The sequence below is a fragment of the Rossellomorea sp. GAMAL-10_SWC genome (assembly GCF_049568075.1).
GTDB lineage: Bacteria > Bacillota > Bacilli > Bacillales > Bacillaceae_G > Gottfriedia.
Window position 1 is genome coordinate 3032551 of record NZ_CP144911.1, and the last position, 20274, is coordinate 3052824.

Here is a 20274-nt window from a genome sequence, read left to right on the forward strand (position 1 = left end):
GCTGTCAGTTTGTAGACAAAGTATTTTGATATTCAGACTGATTGAAAACGCTTGTCTTTCGAGGCGCGAAGTCTGGTGAGGAGCGGAGTTACCTTAGACGGTAATGAGTACCGCAGACAGACGAAGCAACGAAGAAAGCGAGCGTTTGTCAACAGTCTGAATTACTTATTTCACTGTTACATCATCAAGCATTAAATAACTTGCTGGGTTTAACCAAAGTCCTTTAACTGATGAGGCAGTAACTGCTAAGTGCTCATAGTTACGAATAGGTACATATGGTACATCTTTGTTTTCAATTTCTTGTGCTTGGGCATAAAGTTCTTTACGTTTTTCACTATCCGCTTCTTGACGAGCTGATTCAATTAATTTATCAACTTCTGGGTTACTATAGAAAGAACTATTTCCTGCTGCACCTTGGGATTTACTATCAAATAAGTTAAATTGGTTATAGTCGCCATCACCAGTAGCATTTCCCCATCCACCAATCGAAACTTGATGTTCACCTTTTGCAATTGCATCAATATAAGCTCCGTATTCAAGAACTTGGATTTTCACATTAATGCCAATACCTTTTAATTGAGATTGAATAACTTCAGCCATATTTATTCTTTCTTTACGGTCACTAGTTGTAAGCGTAAATGATAGGCCGTCCTTAATTCCTGCTTCTTTTAATAGCTTTTTAGATTCATTAATATCGTAGTCATATCCTTTAAGATTTGGGTCATATCCAAATACTTTTGGACTCATTGTTGAATTTGCTTTTGTTCCAACATCGTTATATACACCTTTAATAATTGAATCTACTTCAATTGCATGTGCAATCGCTTGACGGACACGAACATCATTAAAAGGTTTTTTCTTTGTATTGAAGCTTAAATACTCTACAGCTAGTCCATCTGTACGGTATAAATCCATTGTGTCAGAACCTTCAATACGTTCGATTTCTGTTACAGGCACTTGATCAGTTACATGCGCTTCACCAGTTTCAATCATTGCTAGTCTTGTAGCATCTTCAGGAACAACTTTAAAGACTACACCATCAATTTTAGGTTTATTACCCCAGTAATCTTTATTTTTCTCAATTTTTATTTCTTCTCCTGATTTCCAAGATTTAAATACATAAGGACCAGTTCCAACTGGATTTCGCCCAATTTTATCACTGTTTTCTTTAATCGATTTTGGACTAATAATACTTCCTTCATTACTCATTAAAATTGATAAAAGTGGAGCATATGGGTATTTCAAAATAAATTGAACAGTTGAATCGTCTACCACTTTAACTTCTTTAATCATTTCAAATTTACCAGCCTGAGGTGATGCAGTTTTTGGGTCAAGTACTCGATCAAAATTTGTTTTAACTGCATCTGAATTAAATGGTGATCCATCCTGGAATTTAACGCCTTGTCGTAATTTGAACTCCCAAGTCACATTATCTACTTGCTTCCATTCTGTTGCTAAAAGAGGTTTTGGCTCCATATTTTTATCTGGTTCTACTAATGTTTCATATACCTTTTCATAAACAACGTTTGCTGATGGTATATCAGTAATAAAATGTGGATCCAATGTAGTCGCATCAGATAGTCTAGCTACGACCAAAGTTCCTCCTGCTTTTGCTTTTGTTCCTGTTGCACTACTGCTTGTTTGGTCAGATGTACAACCTGCAAGCGCAGTAGAAATTGTTAATAATGATGCAAATAATACTCCAGCTGTCTTTCTCTTCATTGTTTTCTTCCTCCTCTTAATACTTTCCCTATGATCTCTTGTTCACCATTTTTCTTGAGTACGTAGGCTTATTCAAATTATAAAAAAAAATAAAATTTTATATTTTCAGAATCTTTACTCGTTTTTTAATTATCTTTACTGCTTTTCCGCATTATATTTACTTCAATTCTAATTTTGAATAAATTTAAACAAAGAAAAGGGGGCAAAAAAATGAAAACAGAGATTGTATTGAATAAAAATGAAATCAAATTAGAAAAAAAAGAATCTCAAAAACTAAAAAGATGGAAAGTATTTTATAAGAAGTTTAAAAAAAATAAATTAGCATTAGTTGGAGCCTATATCGTACTTTTTTATATTTTAGTAGCTTTTTTAGCACCACTCATTTCACCGAAGGATCCTTTTGCGATTGATTTAATGAATAAACTGCAAACTCCATCGCTAGAACATTGGATGGGAACGGATGATAAAGGAAGAGATATTTTAAGTAGAATCATTTATGGAAGTCGACTTTCAATTTCTGTTGGTTTCGTATCTGTCTTATTTGGAGCAATTTTCGGAATCACGCTCGGGTTGATAGCAGGTTATTACGGAAAATGGGTTGACACGATCATTATGAGGGTTGTTGATGTTTTACTAGCATTTCCAGGTATTTTACTAGCACTTGCGATTATTAGTGCACTTGGTCCTAGTCTAATTAATGTTATGGTTGCTGTCGGTATCTTTTCAGTCCCAACGTTTGCACGAATCGTTAGAGGATCTACCTTATCTGTCAGAAAACTTGAGTATATAGACGCAATTCGTGCATTAGGTGCAACTGATTCAACAATTATTTTCAAACACATTTTTCCGAATATTCTTTCACCAATCATTGTCCAAGCTACGTTAAAACTGGCTACAGCTATTCTTTCTGCAGCAGGCTTATCATATCTAGGATTAGGTGCTCAGCCTCCTTCACCAGAATGGGGAGCGATGTTAAGCAGTGGACGTGATTACTTATTTACAGCACCTCACATTGCCTTATTTCCGGGTATTGCGATTTCAACACTTGTATTAGGATTTAATATTTTCGGTGATGGACTAAGAGATGCTCTTGATCCAAGAATGAAAAAATAAGGAGGAAAGTAAATGTTTCTATTTATTGTCAGAAGAATTATACAAACTATTCCAGTTCTACTTGGTGTAAGTTTAGTCGTTTTTTTAATTATGCAAATGGTTCCTGGAGATCCAGCAACTCTACTTGCTGGTGAAGGTGCTACGAAACAAACAATCGAAATGATTCGTCATCAACTTGGACTAGATCGCCCTGTTGTTATTCAGTATTTCGATTATGTATACCATGTACTACAAGGTGATTTTGGCGAATCGCTTCGAAATAATCGTCCAGTATTAGATGAGATTATGATTCGTTTGCCAATTACAATTGAACTTGCACTAGCTAGTATTTTCATTACAGTCGTACTTGGTATGCTTGCAGGAATTATATCAGCAACTAAACAGTACTCAGCAGCTGATATTTCAATTATGATTGTCGCTTTACTAGGAATCTCTTTACCAAGTTTCTGGTTTGGTTTAATGTTGATCTACTTCTTTTCAGTTAATCTTCATATATTTCCAGTTGCTGGTTGGGGAACGTTTAAACATATGGTACTACCAGCATTAACATTAGGTGCAGGTGGTGCTGCAATTGTAGCTAGAATGACTAGATCAAGTATGTTAGAAGTTGTTCGTCAAGACTATATGCGCACAGCAAGAGCAAAAGGTTTAAAGGAACATATCATTATTTACAAACATGGTTTAAAAAATGCATTAATTCCAGTTATTACTGTTGTTGGTCTACAATTTGGTGCTTTACTCGGTGGTACCGTTTTAACAGAGTCAGTTTTTGCAATTAATGGACTTGGTAGATTAATTGTTGATGCAATTAGAACAAGAGATTTACCTATGGTTCAAGGTGGCGTATTAATCGCTTCGGTTATCTTTGTATTTATGAATCTAGCTGTTGATATTCTCTACCGTTACTTTAATAAACGAGTTGACTTGAATTAAGGAGGTACTACTATGAAAAAACAATTTGATGAAACAATTCTTGAGGTTAAAAATCTACAAACCTACTTTTATACAGATGATGGAATAAGTAAAGCAGTTAATGGAATTAGCTTTACATTAAAAAAAGGTGAAACACTTGGAATAGTAGGAGAATCTGGAAGTGGTAAAAGTATTACATCATTATCCCTTTTACGGTTAATCCCCTCTCCTCCAGGAAAAATAACTGGTGGTAGTATTCTTTTTAAAGGTGAAGACTTACTAGCAAAAACTGAAAAACAAATGCGTTCTATTCGTGGTAATGAAATTTCAATGATCTTTCAAGAGCCAATGACATCTTTAAACCCAGTTTATTCAGCCGGCGAACAAATTGCAGAAGCGATTCGTCTTCACCAAAAATTAAGTAAAAAGGAAGCTTGGGATAAAGCAGTTGAAATGCTACGACTTGTAGGGATCCCTTCTCCTGAAAAACGTGCAAAGCAAGAACCACATGAACTTAGTGGTGGAATGAGACAAAGGGTTATGATCGCAATGGCACTTGCTTGTCATCCAGAAGTGCTAATCGCAGATGAACCAACTACCGCTCTTGATGTGACAATTCAAGCTCAAATTCTGGAATTAATTAAATCACTTCAAAAGGATTTAGGTACAGCTGTAATCTTAATCACGCATGATTTAGGAGTCGTTTATGAGACTTGCGATCGAGTAGCTGTCATGTACGCTGGAAGAATTGTTGAATATACATCAGCAAAAGAACTTTATAATAACCCTAAGCACCCATACACAATCGGGTTATTAAACTCTCTTCCACGTCTTGATATGGATCAAGATGAATTAACAACAATTCCTGGTACTGTACCTAGTCCATTCAATATGCCTAAGGGCTGTAGTTTTGCACCACGCTGTGCACATGCAAAGCCAATGTGTCATGAATCAGTACCAGATTTACAAACACTCGACAAACATACTGAAGTCAGTTGTTGGATGTACACATCACAATGGGAAACAGATCATACCATCAAAGAGAAAGTAGGGATTGAATAATGGCATTACAACTAGTGGATAAAAAAATACTACTTAATGTAGATCATTTAAAACAATACTTTCCAATTAAAGGTGGTATTTTAGGAAGAACGGTTAATCACGTAAAAGCTGTAGATGATATTAGCTTCCACATTTACGAGGGAGAAACTTTAAGTATAGTTGGAGAATCTGGTTGTGGTAAGTCTACTACTGGTAGAGCCATTCTAAGATTGGACGAGCCTACAAGTGGAAGCATTCATTTTAAGGAAAAAGATTTATTAAGCTTAGGAAAAAAAGAAATGCGTAAAATAAGAAAGGATCTACAAGTAATCTTCCAAGATCCGTTTGCCTCACTTAACCCTAGACAAACAATTGGACAAATTTTAGGTGAAGCATTAGCCATTCAAAATGTCGTTCCAAAAGAAGAACGTAAAGCTAGAATTGAGGAATTATTAGGACATGTCGGGTTAAGACCAGAAGCTATGGAGCGATATCCTCATGAATTTAGTGGTGGTCAACGTCAGCGTGTCGGAATTGCACGTGCACTTGCAGTTGATCCAAAATTAATCATTTGTGATGAAGCAGTTTCAGCGCTAGATGTTTCAATCCAAGCTCAAGTATTAAACTTATTAAAATCGTTACAGAAAAAATTCTCACTTACCTTTCTTTTTATCTCACATGATTTAGGTGTAGTAAGACATATTTCAGACCGAGTAATGGTAATGTATTTAGGAAAAATTGTTGAGATTGCCGATAAAAAATCGATATTCGAAAATCCGCAGCATCCTTATACACGTGCCCTATTATCTGCTATTCCAGTACCGAATCCGGTACATCAAAGAGAAAGAATCATATTAAAAGGAGATATACCTTCTCCAATCAATCCTCCAAGCGGCTGTCGTTTTCACACAAGATGCCCTTTCGCGATTGATATTTGTAAAACACAATCACCTGAATTAAAAATATCCGAGCAAAATCATCAAGTTGCTTGTCACATAATTAATTAAATAGTATTCTTATAGGCATGAAGTGAAGGAAATGAAGAGAATTGATCCTGCCATGTAGATATCCTCTTTCTTTCTTCAATATAATAAATGCTTATAAAATTGGATAAATCGAACGTTGATTGGATCAAGATTTTCTAAAGCTCCAATGGAAAATGCACGAAGGTTAGAGACTCCTCTAAGTAGCTCCAATAGGATGTTCAGCTTTCGTTCCATTCCATTGGAGCAACTTTACTTGAAATCAGCCATTTATAATCAAAGTTTTCAAAAAAATTAAAAATATTATCAAAAAAACTATTTGAGGTTCTTCATGCTTAGTTACGAGGGATTTACTTTACTAATTATGCTATTTATTTTAGCTCCTATTATGGGAGCTATTGCTTTATTATTTTTATTTATCTTTGAAAAAAGAATTGATTTACTTGAAAATAAAAATAGAGAAATTCGGTTAGAACATGCATTACAAGAAGCTCAATACAATAAATTAAACCAGCAAATTCAACCGCACTTTTTATTTAATACACTTAATGTCATATTAAGCTTAGCTCGTTTAAATCGAACTTCGGAATTAATCCGAGCACTAGAAACATTCTCTCAATTTTTAAAATTTAAATATAAATCATCTGAGCCATTAATTCCGTTAAATCAAGAAATACAATATACTCAATATTATTTAGACATCCAAAATCTACGGTTTGGAGAGCGTCTTAAAACTCAGTTAGATTGTCCAAAAGATTTATATAATGCGCTAGTTCCCCCTTTTATTTTGCAAACCTTAGTAGAAAATTCTTTTAAACACGGTTTAGAAAAAAAGGTTGGAGAGGCTTTTCTGCATATTCAATTTTATCAAAATTCCGAGCTAGTCTGTTTAGAAGTTATTGATAATGGTTTAATGGGAATGACTAATTCTTTTTCTAATGAAGAAGGCCATGGTTTAGACAATATAAAAAAGAGATTACAACTATATTTTGGTAATAGTGGACATGTACTGATTACTTCAAATGAATCAGGAACAAACGTTAAGGTCGTTTGGCCACTTATATATGAGAGTAAAGGAGGGAAAATAAATTGAATGTATTATTAGTAGATGATGAACCATTAGAGCTTGAACAGATGGAATATTTGATTAAAAAAATGTTTCCATTATGGAAGTTTTTTAAAGCTGCTGATGCATGCCAAGCAATCACAATTAATCAAAATCATAAAATTAATATTGCGTTTCTAGATATCAATCTACCTGGACGTTCAGGATTAGAGTTTGGTGAAGAGCTTAGAGCACTAAATAAAGACGTAGATATTATTATGGTTACAGCATATCAAAGTTTTGATTATGCCCAACAGTCAATCCGAATCGGCGTTCTAGACTATTTAACTAAGCCAATTATAGAAAGTGAATTATATAAAGTTTTATCTAAATATAGTGACACCGACACATCAAACCAATATTCTAGTTTAATACATCAAACTCTTATATATATACATGATCATTTCGCTGAAAAACTTTCTCTTTCTGACGTTGCTCGAGAAGTGCATACAAATCATACTTATTTAAGTAGAAAATTTCACGAAGAAGTCGGAGTATCGTTTTCAGAATATTTAATAGACTATAGAATACAAGCAGCCAAGCGATATTTAACAAATAATCCAAATTGGAACATATCCGATGTAGCAGAAAACTCAGGCTTTAATAGTCAGCATTACTTCAGTACTTTATTCCGCAAAATTGAGGGCATTACTCCAAAAGAGTATCGTGAGAAAGGAAAATAAACAGTGAATTCACGTTCATTTAGAGAATACGTACAAGGTCCTATTCAAATTGGAATGGGAATGGGAATGGGAATTATTTCTCTCTTGGCACGTTGGGTAACAGGTACTACGATCTTATCTTCGCCAGAATCAATGATTAAATATGGCGTATTTGGTGGAATCGGATATGCATTTTTAGGTGCGATTGCATTATTTGTATTTAGTTTTATCGGGAAAAAGGTGCGACAAGAGTACCCTGATGGTTTAACAATTGGAGATTATTTGAAGAAGAAACTACACCCACTTGGTTATTGGATTATGATTTTTATTTTAATATTAACTAGTTTACACATATTATATATACAGTCGATGACTGCATCTACGTTATTTCATTTTCTTTTTAATTTACCGTTGTACATAGAAATAATCATTTTTATAAGCTTTTGTGTACTTTTTGCAGGTTTTGGTGGATTAAAGATGATACATGGATTAGCTGGATTCCAAGTCATTACCATGTTTGCAGCGGCAATTTTAATTCCGTTGTATTTTTTCGTAAAAGAAGGCGTTCAACCCGTATATGATGGGATTAAATTATACCATCCATACATGCTAGTCATTGATCATTACGATTTATGGGGTTTTTTATTTTCTGGCTTATTAGTTGGATTTGGTCAGTTTTTCTTTGACATTACTTCATGGCACCGATTATTTATGATTGAATCAAAAAAACTTCCTTTAACATTCTCAATTTCCGGGTTAATATGGTGTATTTTCCCACTTTCATTTTCTTGTCTTTTTATTATCGTTATATTCACAGGTGGATTTACAGATATTCAATCAATTTTAGTTGGTTTAGCAAATAAAATTACAACACCATTCTTTTTCATACTTTTTGTTTTATGTGCTTTTAATGCAATTACATCAACATTTGGTGCGGTTTTACATTCGCTTGCTAGCTTAATCATTATCAATATAATCGAGCCATTTCACACGATAAAAAATGATCAAAAAAAAATAAAGCTTGCTTATCTTCTATCCATGATAATTGGGGTGATCATCTTTTTTGCTACAATTATTCAATCAAAAAAAATTATTGAACTATTATTTTACTCAGGAAATGTATATTCTGCATTGCTATTTCCAATTTTAGTTATTGTCTTTAGTAAGGGTAAAGTCGGTAATTACATTCCAATTAGTATTGTAATCAGCATCATACTTTCATATATTGTTCAGCCGTATGTAGGTGAATTTCAAAGCATTTGGTTGAGTTTATTATTTTCTATTGTGATAATTATTTTTGGTTTTTCAATCCAATTTTTTAGTAAGAAAGAGTCTGTAAATATGTCATAAAGAAGAGCTAATCAGTTGACTTGATTAGCTCTTTTCTATTTTGAAGTATTCAGCTGAAAAGTAAGTAATCGTTCTATATTTCCCCTATCAAGAAACGACCTATTTTATTAGTTTTTATTTTCTATTCACTTACATATTTTGAACGATTATTTTTCAGTTTTAAATTGCTTAAAAATGATTTATCATTTATTATTTGCCCATGAGACTAAAGCGGTGAAATTAAATTACGGAGGTTACATTATGAAGGTTTTACTTTTTGGAGCAACTGGAATGGTTGGTCAAAGTGTATTAAGAGAATGCTTACAAGATCCTTCTGTTAGCTCGATTTCCTCAATTGGTCGTAGTATTACAGGAATTCAACATGAAAAATTTTATGAAATTAAACATTCTAATCTGCTTGAATTATCATCAATTGAAAATCAGTTAGCTGGATTTGATGCATGTTTTTTCTGTTTAGGTGTTTCATCATTTAGAATGACAGAGGAAGATTATCGTAGGATTACATATGACCTTACACTATCCATCGCACATACTTTATCAAGATTGAATCCTCAAATGACTTTCATTTATGTCACTGGATCAGGTACCGATCGTACTGAGAAAGGTCGTATAATGTGGGCTAGAGTGAAGGGAAAAACAGAAAATGACTTGTTAAAGTTACCTTTTAAAGCTGCATACATGTTTCGACCAGGTGCAATTATTCCACATAAAGATATAAAATCAAAAACTAAACTATATCAATACGGCTATAACCTAACGAAACCTATTTATCCGTTGCTAAAAAAAGTCTTTCCAAACTCAATAACAACTTCAGAACAAATTGGTCGATCAATGATCAATATAGCAAAAACTGGTTATCATAAACCATTAATTGAGGTTGAAGATATTAATAAGGCAGCGTCATGAAATTAAGAGCAGAATCAAGTGTAGAAAAAAACTTCTAAGTGCAAAGTATTGATTTTGATTAAGTTTTTCTTTTTTCCTACACTTCCTGCTCTTTCTTCTATTTTCAAGTATTTAAATATGGGGCCCCACGTCTTGTATTGGCTGCGGATGATGCATCATCACTTGTATCTAAATATGGGCTACCGCCTTCATCGTAATTTACTTTATTAGAACGGTTCGCGCTAGTGTCTAAATATGAGTTGGTAGCAACGTGGATATGATTATCATCAGAATTTCTTTCTCGACTGTGTTTTGTCATTTAAATCACCTCCGTATTTTATATTTTGTATGGATTATGAGCATAAAATAACAGGTAGTTTGAGGAAAAAAATAAACCTTATGTTAAAAGATGATGGAATGGTGAGATGTTTGATAAAAATAATTAAATATGACTAAAATTGTCAAAATATTTAGTATTTTAACTTCAAATTTTGACAAACTTAGCGAAGAAGTTTTATTAAAATTGGATTAAATACGTAATTTGCGTAAATATTACATATTGGAGAGATTTTATGAAGAAAAAAATTGCTGCCTTATCGATTTGTTCTGTTTTATCATTTTCATTACTTATTGGTACACAATCCAAACAGGTAAAAGCTGCCCCTGAGGAGCTTCATTATGTTTTAGCATATAAAGGGAATTTACCAAGTAATTTCTCAGATACAATTTCAAAAGCTGGTGGTTCTATCGAACGAATTATTTCAGATATTGGAATTGTTGAGGTTTCATCATCAAATGGTGAATTTCTAAATAATATTAAAAACGATTCAAATATTCAATCAGCTGGTAAAGAACTGCAAGCATACTTGGAATCTGACCCAGATGATAAAGTTAACTTTACTCCTGGAACTCCTAATGGTCAAAAGGTAACTCTTGATGTAAATGCTAGTTCTTATTGGCATAAACAATGGGACATGCAGAATTTAACTCATAATGGAGATTCCTATAATTTAAATAAAGGAAACCATAAAACGGTCGTAGCAGTTATCGATACTGGAATCGATTTTAGTCATCCAGATTTAAAGGCAAATGTAGATCTTGCTGGCTCAAAAACATTTGTCCCAGGAACAACTGATGCATGGGATAAAAATGGTCATGGAACTCACGTAGCTGGCTCAATTGCAGCAAATGGAAAAGTTAAGGGCGTTGGCCCAGAATTAACAGTTCGCGCTTATCGAGTTTTCGGTGCAACTGGCGGAGCTGAACAGTCATGGATAACAGATGCAATTGTTTCAGCTGCAAACGATGGAGTAGAAGTAATTAATATGTCAATCGGTGGATGGCGCTGGATGGCTCATAACTTAGATGAAAAAGGTGAGTCAGCTTCAATGGTGGCATATCACAGAGCGATTCAATATGCAATTAAAAAAGGCGTAACGGTCGTTGTATCTGCGGGGAATGACTCAAGAGATTTTAACGATATACACGATATGCAAGATTATTGGAAAACAACTTACGGTTTAGATATTAAAGGACCTTCACGTGTTGTTCCTGCGCAAATCCCAGGTGTCATTACAGTTTCTTCGTCTAATCAATGGTCAAAAGATAGTATTGCTTTCTATTCAAATTATGGAAGTGTAATTGATGTAGCTGCACCTGGTGGAGATAATGGACCTGTATACGACGAATTATATCGTCAAAATCCAACAGGTAACTTTTTAAATAAACGTGATTATACATATCGTACTTTGTCTACTTATCCTACATACCCAGTAGGCGTAAATGCAGCTAACCCAAATGGGACAAATGCAACTACACAATTTAGTGACGGAAAATGGCATGGCTATTCATATCTTCATGGAACTTCAATGGCAGCACCGAAAGTTGCTGGTATTGCAGGTGTAATAAAAGCAGCTCATCCTGAGTATTCTCCCTCTCAAGTTGCAGCAGCGATTAGACAAAGTGCATTAGATTATGGTAAAAAAGGAGCAGATCCACTTTATGGATCTGGTGAAGCAAATATTTATAGCTTCTTATCAAATGACAAATAAAAATAGATAACTTAAGTGAAATGTTAAATCTTATGAAGTAAAAAAGGATAGATAATCCAGATGAATTCTAGATTATCTATCCTTTTATTTATTTTATCCTTAGTTAACAGCTACATCTTCTAATACCCGGACAAATTCACCTTTATTAACTGGATAACCAGCTTCAGCGATTTTAACTTTTACAATTTTACCGATCATGTCTTCTGTTCCTTCGAACACGACTTTTAGATAATTGTCTGTGTAACCAATTAATAGTCCTTCTGCGCCATCTTCAGTATACTTTTCTTCCGGAATAACTTCTAGAACATCTCCATCAAACATTGATGCATATTCTTTTGCAAGCTGATTTGATAATTCAATTAAACGGTGTACACGTTCATTTTTAATTTCTTCATCAACTTGATCTTCCATACGTGCAGCTGGAGTACCTGTGCGTTTAGAGTATGGGAATACGTGTAATTCAGAGAACTTATTGTCGCGAATGAAATTGTACGTTTCCATGAACTCTTCTTCAGATTCACCTGGGAAACCTACGATTACATCAGATGTAATTGAACAGTTTGGTAAGACTTCACGTAATTTTTCAATTCTTTCAGCAAATTCAGCCATTGTATATTTACGACGCATACGTTTTAGGACAGTATCTGATCCCGATTGTAATGGTACGTGTAAGTGACGAACTACAATATTTGAATGACGAAGTACTTCAATTACTTCATCTGTAATTTGACTAGCTTCAATTGAAGAAATACGAACACGTTTTAATCCTTCAACTGTTTCTAAATCTTTTAATAACATTGCTAAGTTGTAATCTTTCATGTCTTGACCGTATCCACCAGTGTGAATTCCAGTTAAAACAATTTCCTTATAGCCTGATTCAACTAATTGCGTAGCTTGTTTTACAACTTCTTTTGGATCACGAGAACGCATTAAACCACGTGCCCATGGAATAATACAGAAAGTACAGAAGTTGTTACAACCTTCTTGAATTTTTAATGAAGCACGTGTACGGTCAGTAAAAGCCGGTACATCTAACTCTTCATAAACTCGTGCTTTCATAATATTTCCTACGCCATTAATTGGTTGGCGTTCTACACGATATTGCTCGATATAATCTAGCATTTTAGTACGGTCCTGTGTACCAACAACGATATCTACCCCAGGAATTGCCATGATTTCGGCTGGAGATGTTTGTGCATAACATCCAGTTACACAAATTACTGCATCTGGATTTTTGCGCACGGCACGACGGATTACTTGTCTACTTTTTTTGTCACCTGTATTTGTAACTGTACAAGTATTAATTACATAAACATCAGCTTTTGTCTCGTATTCAGTACGTTCATAGCCTGCTGCTTTAAACAGTTGCCAAATTGCTTCTGTTTCGTAATGGTTAACTTTACAGCCTAATGTATGAAAAGCTACATGTGGCATTTCTTCACCCCATTAATTCAAAATGAAAGGAGGCAGCAGCTAAAACATAAAATGGTGCTGTTTCTGTTCGTAGAATTCTTGGTCCAAGTCCACATAGCTTAGCACCTTTATCTTCTAGCTGATTAACTTCTTTCTCTGACAAACCACCTTCTGGTCCGAAAACTACTAATAATCGTGAACCTTCCTTTAATGACTGGAATGTCTGAACAAGTCCTGCTGATTCTCCTGTTTTTGCACTTTCTTCATATGCTACAATACACGCATCATAATACTGTATTGAGTTAAGTAATTGTTGAAAAGATGCTGGCTGTTCCACGGTTGGTACAATAAATCGATAGGATTGTTCAGCCGCTTCTTTTGCAATTTTTTGCCATCTATCAACCTTTTTACCAGCTTTTTTATCATCTAATTTAACAATTGATCTAGCTGCCGCAAAAGGTAAAAAACCAGAAGCACCAAGCTCCGTACCTTTTTGTATGATTAACTCTAGTTTATCACCTTTTGGTAGTCCACTAGCAATCGTAATTGATATAGGCAGTTCATTTGTATTCTCAACATATTCTACAACAGCTGCAGTTATTTGTTCACTAGAAATATTTGTAAGTGTACAACGAACAGTTGAAGAACCTGGAACTGTACAAATGATTTCTTGATCTAGCTTCATTCGCATAACATTTGCGATATGATGAGCATCATCACCAACTATTGTAACAAGATCATTTTGAAGCTGCGTTTCTTCTATAAAATATCTTTGCATATTACATTCCTTGTTCTGGCTTGTTTGCAATAATTGCAACCCAGTCCTCTAAATGTAATACTTCCTTCACTTCAAAACCAACTCGTTTAAGCTCATTTTCGATGTCTTCTTGTTTAGCACCAATAATTCCTGAAGAAATAAATGTTCCACCTGGTTCTAAAACATTAAACACATCGTCTACGAAACGAAGAATAATTTCAGCAAGTAAGTTTGCAACAACTACTTGGAACGGACCTTCAATACCTTGTAGTAAGTTACCTTGTCCAACTTTTATAACATCGTCAACTTTGTTTAATACAACGTTTTCTCTTGCACTTCGAACAGCTACATCGTCTAAGTCATAAGCTTCTATATTTGTAGAGCCAAGTTTAGCAGCTGCAATACTTAATACTCCTGAACCAGTACCTACATCGATTACACGGTCAGTTGATTTAACAACTTTCTCAAGTGCACGAATACACATAACAGTTGTAGGGTGAGTACCAGTACCAAACGCCATTCCTGGATCTAATTCGATAATTAATTCATCTGACGATTTGACTTCATACTCTTCCCAAGAAGGTACAATTGTAAATCGATCTGAGATTGAAATTGGATGATAATATTTTTTCCATGCAGTCGCCCAATCTTCTTCGCTAACTTCATGCACAGCAAATGTATTTTTTCCTAAATCAATATCATATGAAATTAAATTATTAATTGCTTCCTTTATACCGTCGATCGTATCGTTTAAAAAACTATTCACAGGAAGGTATGCTTTAACGATTACACCTTCCTCTGGATAATCTTTTGGGTTAAGTTGGTAGATTTCACCGTAAACCTGTGCTCGCTCCTTCGTCAAATCAAACACATCCTCTATGACAACACCACTTGCACCAGCTTCGTGTAAAATGTTAGAAATCGGTTCAACCGCATCCTGTGTAGTGTGAATACTTAATTCTGACCATTTCATTACCTACCAACTCCATTCATACTCTCTTCTTTACTTGGCAATACCCTCTAATCATAGTCAGAATTAGAGGGTGCCATTTAAATTACTTCTTCTATTAGTGTTTCCACTTTTTACCTTAACTAACGTACTGAATTATTAACTTCCTTATTATTCGCCAAAATTCTTAACTGCACGCTTTAACTTTGTAAAGAAAGAATCGTGTTTGTCGTCTTTTTGACCTTTGCCAATATTGTAAAACTCCTCAAGCAATTCTTTTTGACGGCTTGTTAGTTTTGTTGGTGTGATAACTTTTACGACTACGTGCTGATCGCCTTGACCATATCCACGCACATCTTTGATTCCTTTACCTTTTAAACGCATTCTAGTACCAGTTTGCGTTCCAGCAGGAATTTTCGTTTTTACTTTACCATGTAATGTAGGAACTTCAACTTCATCACCTAAAGCAGCTTGTGCAAAAGTTAATGGAAGCTCACAGTAAACATCATTTCCGTCACGTTCAAAGAATTCATGCTCACGAACATGGAATGCAATATATAAATCTCCAGCAGGACCACCATTTTTACCTGGTTCGCCTTGACCTGAAAGTCGAATTTGCTGTCCATCATCGATACCAGCTGGTACTTTAACCATGATTTTCTTACGAGTTTTCACTCGGCCAGCACCATGACAAGTTGTACATTTATCTTTAATCATTTGACCAGTACCTTGACAGTGTGAACATGTCGTACGGTTCACAATACGTCCAAATGGCGTATTTTGTTCAACACTCATTTGTCCCGAACCTTGACAATGTTTACACGTTTCTTTTGATGTACCAGGTTTCGCACCTGATCCACTACATGTATGACATGTTTCTTCAGTTGGAATTTCAATTTCTTTTTCCATTCCAAATGCTGCTTCTTCAAACTGGATCGTCATTGTATATTGTAAATCAGCCCCAGCTCTTGGTGCGTTCGGGTCACGACGACGTCCACCGCCACCACCAAAAAACTGACTGAAAATATCTTCAAATCCACCGAATCCACCGCCGCCAAATCCGCCACCGCCGAAACCTTGGTTTGGATCTGTATGACCAAACTGATCATAATGAGCACGTTTTTGATCGTCTGATAAATTTTCGTATGCTTCTTGCACCTCTTTAAACTTTTCAGGTGCATCAGGATCCTTATTTACGTCTGGATGATATGTTTTTGCTAATTTACGAAACGATTTTTTTATTTCATCTTGTGATGCACTTTTACTAACACCAAGTACATCATAGTAATCACGTTTACTCATAGTGTTACAATCCGCTCCTTTCACATAAAGAATATTTTAACATATCCTGTGCTTTTCTAAAAGAAAATAAAGAAAACTCGTCGACTGGCGAGCCTTTTAGGCGAAGTCAGAGGCGTAGTTGCACTTATACTTTATTCCTAAAATTGGGAACTACGTCGAATTCTCATCATCGATGCCAATTTATGATTTCTTAAAGTGAGAAAAAGTCAAAGCCAAGGCTACCCTGACTTTGACTTCCCTTTTTTAGATATATATATTGTCTAGTTCCAGGCGTTAGCCCCTCGAGGTCATAAGCCCAATTATGGTTAAAGTTAAAATCCCAACTTTTTCCATACTCGTTCTTATGCTTGTCGGGGCTGACCAAACGCCTTCCACTTTTCGTTATTATTTTTCGTCTTTAACTTCAGTAAACTCAGCGTCTACTACATCGTCTTGTTTCGCTCCGCCTTCAGCTCCACCTGCAGCTTGCTGTGCAGCAGCAGCTTGCTCATAAAGCTTCATAGATAAAGCTTGAACGATTTCAGAAAGAGCATCTTTCTTAGTACGAATATCATCTAAGTTACCAGCTTCTAAAGCTGCTTTTAATGAGTCTTTAGCTTCGTTCGCTTTTGTAACCTCTGCTTCTTCAACTTTTCCTTCAAGATCTTTTAAAGTTTTCTCTACTTGGAATACTAATTGATCAGCTTCGTTTTTAAGATCTACTTCTTCTTTACGTTTTGCATCTGCATCAGCATTTAATTCTGCTTCTTTTACCATGCGTTCTACTTCTTCATCACTTAAACCTGAAGAAGATTGAATTACGATGTTTTGTTCTTTTTGAGTACCTAGGTCTTTTGCACGTACTGTTACGATACCATTTTTGTCGATATCAAACGATACTTCAATTTGAGGAATTCCACGTGGTGCTGGTGGGATATCCGATAATTGGAAGCGACCTAATGTTTTATTGTCATTAGCCATTGGACGCTCACCTTGTAGTACGTGAATGTCTACAGCAGGTTGATTGTCAGCAGCTGTTGAGAAAACTTGAGATTTACTTGTTGGGATTGTTGTATTACGTTCGATTAACTTTGTAAATACTCCACCCATTGTTTCGATACCTAATGATAATGGTGTTACGTCTAGTAATACTACGTCTTTTACATCACCAGTTAATACTCCACCTTGAATTGCAGCACCTAATGCTACTACTTCATCAGGGTTTACACCTTTATGTGGTTCTTTTCCTGTTTCTTTTTTGATTGCTTCTTGAACAGCAGGAATACGAGTTGAACCACCTACTAAAATTACTTTATCAATTTGACTAGCAGTTAAGCCAGAATCCTTCATTGCTTGACGAGTTGGGCCTAAAGTTCTTTCTACTAAGTTGTGAGAAAGCTCTTCGAATTTTGCACGAGTTAAGTTTAACTCTAAGTGTAATGGACCAGCTGCACCCATGCTAATGAATGGTAATGAAATTTGAGTTGAAGTAATACCTGATAAATCTTTTTTCGCTTTTTCAGCAGCATCTTTTAAACGTTGTAATGCCATTTTATCTTGGCTTAAATCAACACCGTTTTCTTTTTTGAACTCAGCTACTAAGTAATCAATGATCACTTGGTCGAAGTCATCTCCACCTAAACGGTTGTCACCAGCTGTAGCTTTAACTTCAAAAATTCCATCTCCTAATTCAAGGATTGAAACGTCGAATGTACCGCCACCTAAGTCATAAACTAAGATTGTTTGGTCTTCATCCATTTTATCTAAACCGTATGCTAATGCAGCCGCAGTTGGCTCATTGATGATACGTTCTACTTCTAAACCTGCGATTTTACCAGCATCTTTAGTTGCTTGACGCTCAGCATCATTGAAATATGCAGGCACTGTAATAACTGCTTTCGTTACTGCTTCACCTAAATAAGCTTCAGCAGATGCTTTTAAGTTTTGAAGTATAATTGCAGAAATCTCTTGTGGAGAAAAATCTTTACCTTCAATGTTTTCTTTATGTGTAGTACCCATATGACGTTTAATTGACATGATTGTGTTAGGGTTTGTAATTGCTTGACGTTTTGCTACTTCCCCAACTTGACGCTCACCATTTTTGAACGCAACAACTGACGGAGTTGTACGTCCACCCTCTGGGTTCGGAATTACTTTTGGCTCTCCACCTTCTAATACTGCGACACAAGAGTTAGTTGTCCCTAAGTCAATACCAATAATTTTACTCATTGCATGTTCCTCCTAAAATTTACATAAGTTATATTTTAGTTTTTTAAAAAAATTTTTATATTTATGTTAGCGATTGAAATAGACGCTTAACGAATTACTCGTTTACTTTCACCATTGATGGACGAATTACTCTGTCCTTTAGCTTATAGCCTTTTTGGAATTCTTGTAAAATTTCATTAGATGGTTTAGAATCATCACTTTCTTGCATTACAGCTTGATGGACATTCGGATCGAATTGTTCACCTAGTGCTGGGATTTCTTCTACCCCTTCTTTTTTCACAGCTTCAACAAGTAAACGGTAAACCATTTCCATACCTTGTTTTAAAGAAGCAGTTTGCTCGTCTGTTGCTTCAACTTGTAGTGCACGTTCGAAATTATCTAGTACTGGTAATAAATCAGTTACTAAACTTTGAGCACGATAAGTCATTAATGATTGTTGGTCTAAAAGTGCACGACGTTTATAATTTTCGAAATCAGCATGTAGACGTAAGTACTTATTTTCCTTCTCATCCACTTCAGCACGAAGTTTTTGAAGCTCTTCTTCAGAAGAATTCACATTGTCAGTTTTCTCTTCTGTAAAGATTGAAGGTTCTTCAACAGTAGTTTCTTCATTCACTACTTCTTCATTTAAAAGTTCTTCCTGACGTTCTGTCATGTCACCTTCACCTCCTATTTTTTTATATGTAATCCATTGTTTCTTTTCACAATGGATTTATTCAACATCCTTAGATGAAAATAATAAATTCAATTGCCCTGTTATTAAATGCATTAATGAGATTACTCGGGAGTATTCCATTCGAGTTGGTCCTAATACTGCGATTGTACCAATTTGATCTTCACCTAATGAATAGGTTGCGCTAATGATACTTACATTTTCTAATCCAGACTTTTCATTTTCCTTACCAATTTTGACACTTAAACCTATCTGTTCAAAAGGAATAATACTTTTTAGTTCATCTTGCTTTTCAATCATGTTTAACAATACTTTCATTGTCTCAACATTATGAAATTCTGGTTGAGCTAAAATATTCGTTTTTCCACTTAAAATCAGCTTTTGTTCAATCGGTACGTCAATAGTGCCACCAATCATCTTAATAACACTTTCATAATTTGAAATATGCGTACGTAAAATCATTGCAATTTCTTTATAAAGCTTGTCATTTATTTGATGAATTGGAACATTTACTAGTCGTTCATTTAAAATATTTACCATTTTCTCAATATCACTCATAGACACACCAGGTGGTATCGTTACTGTTCGATTTTTAACAATACCTGTGTCTGTCACAATAATTGATACTGCTGTATTAGGTCCTATTGGAATAAGCTGAATATTTTTTAGCTTATTTTCAGTAACCTTTGGTCCTAGAGCAATTGTTGTGTAATTTGTTAAATCAGATAGTATATCAGCTGAATTTTTCACAAGCTTTTCTATTTCAAAAATACGCTCGGCAAAAATACCTTTTATCGAACGAACATCATCGTCATTAACAATTTGTGGTGATAACAGATGGTCTACATAAAAACGATACCCTTTTTCAGAAGGGATTCGACCTGCAGAGCTATGAGGCTTTTCAATATAACCAAGTTCCTCTAAATCAGCCATCTCATTTCGTATCGTTGCTGAACTAAATGAAATACCTTCCTTTTTAGATAAACTCCTTGAACCAACAGGTTGTGCCATGCGAATAAAGTCATCGATAATAATTTGGAGTATCAATAACTGTCTTTCAGTCAACATGTTTATCACCTCTATTAGCACTCTTATCTAGTGAGTGCTAAATATATTATTAACTTAACAAATCCTTTATACGATGTCAA

18 protein-coding genes are annotated in these 20274 nt (G+C 34.9%); 9 read left to right on the forward strand and 9 right to left on the reverse strand.

What is annotated here, in order from left to right; all coding sequences use genetic code 11:
* Positions 1-165: 165 nt before the first annotated feature.
* Positions 166-1722 (reverse strand): glutathione ABC transporter substrate-binding protein, encoded by a 1557-nt coding sequence (locus V5E38_RS15085; protein WP_499210631.1) that lies wholly within the window; start codon positions 1720-1722, stop codon positions 166-168.
* Positions 1723-1932: 210 nt separating this feature from the next.
* On the opposite strand from V5E38_RS15085, the gene nikC reads away from it, so the two are divergent.
* The 8 genes from nikC to V5E38_RS15125 all read left to right on the forward strand — a co-directional run bounded on the left by nikC (position 1933) and on the right by V5E38_RS15125 (position 9794).
* On the forward strand, positions 1933-2835 hold the full coding sequence (nikC, locus tag V5E38_RS15090) for an ABC transporter permease (RefSeq protein WP_499210632.1): 903 nt from the start codon (positions 1933-1935) through the stop codon (positions 2833-2835).
* A 12-nt stretch (positions 2836-2847) separates the two neighbouring features.
* The gene (locus V5E38_RS15095; protein ID WP_248268396.1) at positions 2848-3768 is read left to right on the forward strand and encodes an ABC transporter permease; all 921 of its coding nucleotides are present in this window, start codon (positions 2848-2850) and stop codon (positions 3766-3768) included.
* A gap of 12 nt (positions 3769-3780) precedes the next feature.
* Entirely contained in the window at positions 3781-4809 is a 1029-nt protein-coding gene (locus V5E38_RS15100; RefSeq protein ID WP_499210633.1) for an ABC transporter ATP-binding protein, read from the forward strand.
* Complete coding sequence (locus tag V5E38_RS15105) at positions 4809-5795, forward strand: ABC transporter ATP-binding protein (protein WP_499210634.1); 987 nt, start codon at positions 4809-4811, stop codon at positions 5793-5795. The genes V5E38_RS15100 and V5E38_RS15105 overlap by 1 nt, the downstream gene beginning before the upstream one ends.
* 307 nt (positions 5796-6102) lie before the next feature.
* Positions 6103-6864: a sensor histidine kinase gene (locus V5E38_RS15110; RefSeq protein ID WP_499210635.1), complete on the forward strand. Its 762-nt coding sequence runs from the start codon at positions 6103-6105 to the stop codon at positions 6862-6864.
* Positions 6861-7559, forward strand: coding sequence for a response regulator transcription factor (locus tag V5E38_RS15115; protein ID WP_499210636.1), 699 nt, complete (start codon positions 6861-6863; stop codon positions 7557-7559). Before V5E38_RS15110 ends, V5E38_RS15115 begins: the two co-directional genes overlap by 4 nt.
* Before the next feature lie 3 nt (positions 7560-7562).
* Positions 7563-8888, forward strand: coding sequence for a sodium:solute symporter family transporter (locus V5E38_RS15120; RefSeq protein WP_499210637.1), 1326 nt, complete (start codon positions 7563-7565; stop codon positions 8886-8888).
* A 240-nt stretch (positions 8889-9128) separates the two neighbouring features.
* Positions 9129-9794, forward strand: a complete 666-nt coding sequence (locus V5E38_RS15125) for a Rossmann-fold NAD(P)-binding domain-containing protein (RefSeq protein WP_499210638.1) — start codon at positions 9129-9131, stop codon at positions 9792-9794.
* Positions 9795-9897: 103 nt separating this feature from the next.
* Here the strand turns inward: V5E38_RS15125 and V5E38_RS15130 are convergent, their stop codons facing one another.
* Positions 9898-10092, reverse strand: coding sequence for a hypothetical protein (locus V5E38_RS15130; protein WP_499210639.1), 195 nt, complete (start codon positions 10090-10092; stop codon positions 9898-9900).
* A gap of 253 nt (positions 10093-10345) precedes the next feature.
* Here V5E38_RS15130 and V5E38_RS15135 point away from each other — a divergent pair, with 253 nt between their 5' ends.
* On the forward strand, positions 10346-11824 hold the full coding sequence (locus V5E38_RS15135) for a S8/S53 family peptidase (protein WP_499210640.1): 1479 nt from the start codon (positions 10346-10348) through the stop codon (positions 11822-11824).
* A gap of 99 nt (positions 11825-11923) precedes the next feature.
* On the opposite strand, the gene mtaB is transcribed toward V5E38_RS15135, so the two are convergent.
* The 7 genes from mtaB to hrcA form a co-directional block, all read right to left on the reverse strand.
* Positions 11924-13258, reverse strand: a complete 1335-nt coding sequence (mtaB, locus tag V5E38_RS15140) for a tRNA (N(6)-L-threonylcarbamoyladenosine(37)-C(2))-methylthiotransferase MtaB (RefSeq protein ID WP_097978145.1) — start codon at positions 13256-13258, stop codon at positions 11924-11926.
* Between the two features lie 4 nt (positions 13259-13262).
* Positions 13263-14015: an RsmE family RNA methyltransferase gene (locus tag V5E38_RS15145; protein ID WP_499210641.1), complete on the reverse strand. Its 753-nt coding sequence runs from the start codon at positions 14013-14015 to the stop codon at positions 13263-13265.
* Position 14016: 1 nt separating this feature from the next.
* A complete protein-coding gene (gene prmA / locus V5E38_RS15150; protein ID WP_499210642.1) occupies positions 14017-14967 on the reverse strand; it encodes a 50S ribosomal protein L11 methyltransferase in 951 nt (316 codons plus the stop codon).
* 147 nt (positions 14968-15114) lie between these two features.
* On the reverse strand, positions 15115-16245 hold the full coding sequence (gene dnaJ / locus V5E38_RS15155) for a molecular chaperone DnaJ (RefSeq protein ID WP_499210643.1): 1131 nt from the start codon (positions 16243-16245) through the stop codon (positions 15115-15117).
* 384 nt (positions 16246-16629) lie between these two features.
* Complete coding sequence (gene dnaK / locus V5E38_RS15160) at positions 16630-18453, reverse strand: Hsp70 family protein (protein WP_499210644.1); 1824 nt, start codon at positions 18451-18453, stop codon at positions 16630-16632.
* Positions 18454-18547: 94 nt separating this feature from the next.
* Complete coding sequence (gene grpE / locus V5E38_RS15165; RefSeq protein ID WP_499210645.1) at positions 18548-19108, reverse strand: nucleotide exchange factor GrpE; 561 nt, start codon at positions 19106-19108, stop codon at positions 18548-18550.
* 57 nt (positions 19109-19165) lie between these two features.
* Entirely contained in the window at positions 19166-20194 is a 1029-nt protein-coding gene (gene hrcA, locus V5E38_RS15170; protein ID WP_499210646.1) for an HrcA family transcriptional regulator, read from the reverse strand.
* Positions 20195-20274: the final 80 nt, after the last annotated feature.